This window comes from Olivibacter sitiensis DSM 17696, from assembly GCF_000427965.1.
In the GTDB taxonomy this organism is placed as follows: Bacteria; Bacteroidota; Bacteroidia; order Sphingobacteriales; family Sphingobacteriaceae; genus Olivibacter; species Olivibacter sitiensis.
Genome location: NZ_ATZA01000006.1, coordinates 142,771 through 148,923, shown reverse-complemented (window position 1 = coordinate 148,923; position 6,153 = coordinate 142,771). Strand labels below are relative to the sequence as shown.

General features: G+C 48.0%; 6 protein-coding genes. 4 read left to right on the top strand and 2 right to left on the bottom strand.

Annotated elements, in window-relative coordinates; translation table 11 throughout:
* Positions 1–371: 371 nt before the first annotated feature.
* The 4 genes from A37S_RS0105335 to A37S_RS0105320 are packed head-to-tail and all read left to right on the top strand — an operon-like array spanning position 372 to position 3,903.
* A complete protein-coding gene (locus tag A37S_RS0105335) occupies positions 372–1,274 on the top strand; it encodes a class I SAM-dependent methyltransferase (protein WP_245586313.1) in 903 nt (300 codons plus the stop codon).
* 36 nt (positions 1,275–1,310) lie between these two features.
* Positions 1,311–1,445: a hypothetical protein gene (locus A37S_RS0105330; protein WP_028296085.1), complete on the top strand. Its 135-nt coding sequence runs from the start codon at positions 1,311–1,313 to the stop codon at positions 1,443–1,445.
* A 10-nt stretch (positions 1,446–1,455) separates the two neighbouring features.
* On the top strand, positions 1,456–2,814 hold the full coding sequence (locus A37S_RS0105325) for a methyltransferase RsmF C-terminal domain-like protein (RefSeq protein ID WP_028296084.1): 1,359 nt from the start codon (positions 1,456–1,458) through the stop codon (positions 2,812–2,814).
* A gap of 30 nt (positions 2,815–2,844) precedes the next feature.
* Positions 2,845–3,903 (top strand): LacI family DNA-binding transcriptional regulator, encoded by a 1,059-nt coding sequence (locus tag A37S_RS0105320; RefSeq protein WP_028296083.1) that lies wholly within the window; start codon positions 2,845–2,847, stop codon positions 3,901–3,903.
* Between the two features lie 77 nt (positions 3,904–3,980).
* Here the strand turns inward: A37S_RS0105320 and uxuA are convergent, their stop codons facing one another.
* Positions 3,981–5,141: a mannonate dehydratase gene (gene uxuA, locus A37S_RS0105315; protein ID WP_028296082.1), complete on the bottom strand. Its 1,161-nt coding sequence runs from the start codon at positions 5,139–5,141 to the stop codon at positions 3,981–3,983.
* 56 nt (positions 5,142–5,197) lie between these two features.
* Positions 5,198–6,013 (bottom strand): SDR family oxidoreductase, encoded by an 816-nt coding sequence (locus A37S_RS0105310; protein ID WP_028296081.1) that lies wholly within the window; start codon positions 6,011–6,013, stop codon positions 5,198–5,200.
* Positions 6,014–6,153: the final 140 nt, after the last annotated feature.

Below are 6,153 nucleotides of genomic sequence, written 5' to 3'. Positions count from 1 at the left end.
AAAAAGGCGTTTTCCACCATTGCTGCACTGATAAGAATCCATTTAATCAGTAATCTTGAGATATATTGGATGGTGCAGAACAGCAGGAGAACTTACAGCAAACAGAAAAAACGAAATAAACCACCTTGTATACAGGTAGAACTGTTCTAAAAAACAGGGGGGGGNGGCTTTTTTATCTAATGAAAATATTTACTGATAATCAGTAAGTTAAGTGAGTTTATTGCCTGTTTTTAAGTTTATCCGTTTGGTAGTGTAAAAAAATAAATAGAATCTCAACACGAAAAAGACTTACTGATTAATCGCTCCTTGTGAACCTCGCCTTAATAGGTTCGTTATCAGAATTATTTATCTTTGTGCCAAAACTCATTGTTTTGACAACAGATACAAATTACATACAACTTCTTGCACCCACGCACTGGAAAGACTATGAGCTCATTGATTGCGGTGATTTCGAAAAGTTAGAGCGCTTTGGCCAGCTTATACTGATAAGGCCCGAGCCGCAAGCCGTATGGCCCAAGGCGCTAAGCGAGCAAGAGTGGACAAAACGGCACGATATCCGCTTCAAAGGCCGATCGGCTACTTCCGGCGACTGGATTCGGAAAAACCCTAAAGCACCAGACCGATGGCATATACAATACAAAAATGACGAAGTAGCTATCAAATTCCGCCTTGCGCTCACCTCTTTCAAGCATGTGGGCATTTTTCCCGAGCAGGCCGTGAATTGGGACTACATCACTTCCACAATCAAGTCTTTCAGCAATCCAAAACCCCGAGTCCTCAATCTATTTGCCTATACGGGCGGTGCGTCTTTGGCGGCTTGCGCCGCTGGAGCGGATACGACACACGTCGATTCCATCAAGCAGGTGGTAACCTGGGCCAATGAAAACCAAGAGCTTTCCGGCCTGTCCAATATCAGATGGGTAGTGGAAGACGCCCTTAAATTCGTAAAGCGCGAGCTGAAGAGAGGCAATACATACAACGGGATCATACTGGATCCTCCTGCCTATGGGCACGGGCCAAAAGGGGAGAAATGGAAGCTGGAAGACCACATCGGTGAAATGATGCGCGACGTGGTGCAATTGCTAGATCCAGAAGAACATTTCCTTATTCTGAACACCTATTCTTTGGGATTCTCGTCCGTTATCGTAGAGAACCTGATACGCTCTTCTTTCCCACAGGTGAAAAACTTGGAAATCGGAGAGCTGTGCCTCCGGGCAAGCGAAGGATCCAAATTGCCCTTGGGTGTTTTTGGAAAATTCAGGAAGATAAGGTAAGTGTCCCTTGTAAAGACGAAAAAAAACAATGGTACTATGGAAGAAAACAACACACCAACAAAAAAGCAGGCTATCATTAAATGGCTGAAAAGAATAGGCTTCTGGGGTTTCATTTTCTTCTTATTGAAAGGGCTGTTGTGGTTGGCACTTGGCTATTGGGTATTGAAATAAGCACCACGCTATGAGCAATTTTCTCCCTTCCGATTTACTGCAGAAACTCTCTTCCTTGTTCAGTGAGGCTGAGCTGAGCGCTTTTGTCCAAAGTCACGAAAGCAACGAACAGGTAACCTCCATACGCATCAATCCAAAAAAATTTGATGCCGCAAGCCTAGCATACGAGCAGGTGCCTTGGTGCGATACCGGATACTATCTAGCAGATCGCCCCATATTCACCCTAGACCCGCTTTTCCATGCCGGTGCATATTATGTACAGGAAGCCTCTTCCATGTTTATTGCCCACCTGTTGCAGCAGCTCGGACTCACAAAAGAGGGCATCAAGGCACTGGATCTCTGTGCCGCACCAGGAGGAAAAAGCACCTTGCTGAACAGTTATCTGCATTCATCCAGCCTATTGGTATCCAACGAAATCATCAAATCGAGGGTGGGCATGCTGGCAGACAATCTTACGAAATGGGGCAATCCCAATATCGTGGTCAGCAACAATGACCCATCTGCGTTCGCTCGGCTGCCCGCTTTCTTCGACCTCCTGTTGGTGGACGCCCCTTGCTCGGGTTCCGGTATGTTCAGAAAGGACAAGAAGAGCAGGGAAGAATGGTCGCCAGCCAATGTGCAACTTTGCAGCATGAGGCAAAAGCGCATATTGGCCGATAGCCTATCCACCCTATCGGAAAACGGATGGCTCTTTTATTCCACCTGTTCCTATTCCAACGAGGAAAACGAGGAGATTTGCGATTGGCTGGTAGACGAATATGCAATGGAGCCCGTTGCCGTCGATATCCCATCAACATGGGGTATCGTAGAAACCCTTTCTGTCAAGCACCGTGCACCCGGCTATCGTTTCTATCCACACCGATTGTCGGGGGAGGGCTTTTTCATTGCTGTACTTAGAAAAACTAGTCCCGAGCAAACGTTGAAAATAAAAAAGGGCAAAAACACAAAGCCTCCCATTGATCTGGCCCTATTATCTGCTTGGGTAGACGACCCAACAGACCTGCATTTTTTTGCGCTAGGAGATGATATTCTTTTCCTGCCCGACGAACATACGACCAGTCTTCAGCTATTGCAACAACAGCTCTATCTCAAAAAGGCGGGAACCCGTGCCGGCACACCTATCAAAAAGCAATTTGTACCGCATCACGAACTAGCCATGAGCAACAGGATCAATCCCGATATCCCAAAAACCGACCTCACCCTAAAACAAGCACTGGAGTACCTGCGCAAGAATGATGTGGGCATAGTCTCGGGAGAACGTGCTTGGATGCTAGCTTCCTACTTAAACCATCCCTTGGGATGGCTCAAACTGTTGGGAAATCGAGCGAATAATTATTACCCAAAAGAGCTGAGAATAGTAAATCTTTGATAATTTCGCTCAATTGATACTAGAACGAGGATGGAAAGCAAAAAAGGAAGATTCACATTAAAGGATATAGCCCAAGCACTGGGGGTCTCCACATCTACCGTATCAAAGGCCCTGAACGACAGTTATGAAATCGGTGCACATACCAAGGCAAGCATCAAGGAATTTGCCAAACAAGTGGGGTATTCGCCCGATACCATTGCCCAGAGCCTGAAGATGGGGAAAAGCAACACCATCGGCGTCATCGTCTGTTCGCTGGACAATATTTTTATGGCACAAATGCTGGATAGCATACAGCATACTTGCCACCAGAACGGCTATAGTGCACTCATCATGCCCAACGACGAATCGTACGAGACGGAAAAGCAACATACCGACCTTTTGATTTCCAGAGGGGTGGATGGATTGCTGGTATCGACATCACTCGCCACGACGGAAACCGCCCACCTTTCCCAACTCCTCTCCAAGAACATACCGGTGGTATTGTTTGATAGGTTGTTGGAAGACCTTCCGGTTTGCAAGGTAAGTACGGACAACTGCAAAGGGGCCTATATGGCCACCGCTCACCTCATCGACAAAGGCTACAAAAGAATAGCCTTGCTTCAATATGCAGATACCCATCTCAACATCCATAAAGAGCGCCTTGAAGGCTATCGGCAGGCACTGGATCATCATCATATTGCCTTCCATGAAGATTATGTGAAGCACTGCCGTGGAAATGACAAAGAAACACTGCAAGATAGCATCGCAGCAGCATTGAAAGAACTAATGAGTTTCAAAACACCGCCCGACGCCATCTTCGCCACCACAGATCGTCTCACCCTATTGAGTTTACGTGCCATACGCCAAATGAGTCTCTCCATTCCACAAGACCTGGCGCTGATAGGCTTCAGCAATACCGAGCTAGCAGATGATCTTAGTCCCAGCCTAAGCACCATCGTACAGCCAGCCAGGGAAATAGCCGCAACCGCTACCAATTTGTTGATTGAGCTGATCAAGGACAAAAACAGCTCCGAAAAAACCGTCCATCAAACCATTCTGCTGGAACCCCAGATCATTGCCCGTGATTCTACAAAGACCAAAGGGTTGTGAGTTGCGAGTTGTCCGTTGTGAGCTTGTCAAGGGTTCACATGGCTGACTGCCGAAAGCTGATAACCGAAAGACAACGGCTAATAATCCCCCGTAACACCCAACTCCAAGCCCCTCAGCTCGGCCAAGCCCCTTAGCCGGCCTATGGCCGAATAGCCCGGATTGGACTGCTTGTGCAAATCATCCAGCATTTGATGCCCATGATCTGGACGAAAGGGAATCGGTTCCGCCCGCTTGGCATTTTCTTCGCATAGCACCTTCATCACCTCATACATGTTCACGTCCCCACCAAGATGGTCGGCCTCATAGAAATTGCCCATAGCGTCCTTCTTCACGTTGCGCAGATGCGCAAAGTATATCCTATCCTTCACTGCCTTTAAGATCTCCACCACATCATTGTCCTTGCCTGCTCCCAAGGAGCCGGTGCAGAAACATACGCCATTGAAGGCCTGGTCCACCCCTTTCAAGATAGCCAAAAAATCCGCTTTTGTACTGGCTATTCGTGGCAGTCCCAAGATGGGGTATGGTGGATCATCGGGATGTATGGTCATCTTTATCCCACTAGCCGTACAAACGTCGGCAATGGAACTGAGGAAAAAGGCCAGATTGTCCCTCAGGCCGTCAAAACCTATTGCCTTATAAATCTCGATGCTCCTACTGAGATGCTCTAGGGTAATATCCGCTTCGGTAGGGATACCCATAAGCACCACTTGACTCAGTGCGTCCAAGTCCGACTCGGTCATCTGCGCATACCGTGCTTCTGCCTGTTGCAGCACTTCGGTAGCGTAGTCTGCTTCGGCACCTTCTCTTTTTAGCAAAAAAATATCAAACACGGCCAAATCCACCCAATCAAAGTAGAGTGCCTTGGAACCATCCGTCATTTCCATATCCAACTGGGTGCGTGTCCAGTCCAGAACGGGCATAAAATTGTAGCAAACGGTGGTGATACCGCAAGCTGCCAGATTTCCCAAAGTTTTTCGATAGTTTTCCAGGTAGTGCTCTGCCTCCGGTGCACGGGTCTTGATGGCCTCATGCACGGGCACGCTCTCGACCACCGTCCAGCTCAGCCCTTCGGCCTCGATGAGTCGCTTTCTTTCCTCTATATCTGCTATGGGCCATACCTCTCCATGTGGTATGTAATGCAAGGCCGTAACGATATTGCTGGCTCCTGCCTGTTTCACATCTTGCAAGGTGACTGGGTCATTTGGCCCGTACCAACGCCAACTTTGTAATAATTTCATGTTAAAATCAAAAGTAAAAATAAAAAACTTGCCTGCCGTAGGCATGGTAAAAAAGCCTAAACCCCACAGTAGGCATTGAAGCCTCCGTCAACCAAGATGCTGGTACCGTTCACGAATTTCGAAGCATCGCTCAACAGGTACACCAAGGTCCCCGTCAACTCATCCGGTTCGCCTAATCTTCCAAATGGCGTACCCGACACAAACCTGTTGCCCCTATCGGTCAATGAGCCATCGGGATTGGTCACCAGCGCCCTATTCTGCTCGGTAAGGAATACCCCTGGCGCTATGGCATTCACGCGCAAGCCATCGCCATAGCGTTGGGAAAGCTCCACGGCCATCCACTTGGTAAAGCCCTCAATGGCCCATTTGGCCATGGTATAGCCCAGCACCCGTGTGATGGGCCGATAAGCCGCTAGGGATGATATATTGACGATAGATCCCTTGCCTTGCTCGGCGATGACCTTACCAAAGACAAAGGTAGGAATGACGGTACCAAACAGGTTGAGATCTACGGCCTTTCTCATGGCTTCCATGGACACGTCGTCAAACAGGTTTTGATCTGGCGTGATGACTGCACCGGCTATATTACCCCCAGCGGCATTGACCAAGCCATCGATTCGGCCGTATTGAGCTACTATTTTATCCCGTGCCTGAACGACCTGCGCCTCATCTACCACATCCGTAAGCACCGCCATAGATTCACCTCCCTTCTGGGCTATTTCTGTAGAAAGGGCCTCTGCCCGCTCCGCATTCCTCCCCAATATGACCACTTTGGCTCCAGCCTCGGCCGCTGCCAGGGCAAAGCCCCTACCGAGTACCCCTGTAGCACCAGTAATGACCACTACTTTATCTGTCAATAAAAAATTGCTCATAAGCTTGTTTATAATTTATCTTGCCGGAATTGATCCCGAACGGCCAATTTTAGCAAATAGATTCTTCATTTTTAAGCTTCTCCGTAAAAGAATTTACGAGAACGATTTCGTAATTTACTCTATTAACAAAGAGCCTTATC

Bases quoted from the DNA above. Each gene is read 5' to 3' on its own strand.
- A37S_RS0105325 (WP_028296084.1), top strand. From the start codon at position 1,456: ATGAGCAATTTTCTCCCTTCCGATTTACTGCAGAAACTCTCTTCCTTG.
- A37S_RS0105320 (WP_028296083.1), top strand. From the start codon at position 2,845: ATGGAAAGCAAAAAAGGAAGATTCACATTAAAGGATATAGCCCAAGCA.
- A37S_RS0105310 (WP_028296081.1), bottom strand. From the start codon at position 6,013: ATGAGCAATTTTTTATTGACAGATAAAGTAGTGGTCATTACTGGTGCT.
- uxuA (WP_028296082.1), bottom strand. From the start codon at position 5,141: ATGAAATTATTACAAAGTTGGCGTTGGTACGGGCCAAATGACCCAGTC.
- A37S_RS0105330 (WP_028296085.1), top strand. From the start codon at position 1,311: ATGGAAGAAAACAACACACCAACAAAAAAGCAGGCTATCATTAAATGG.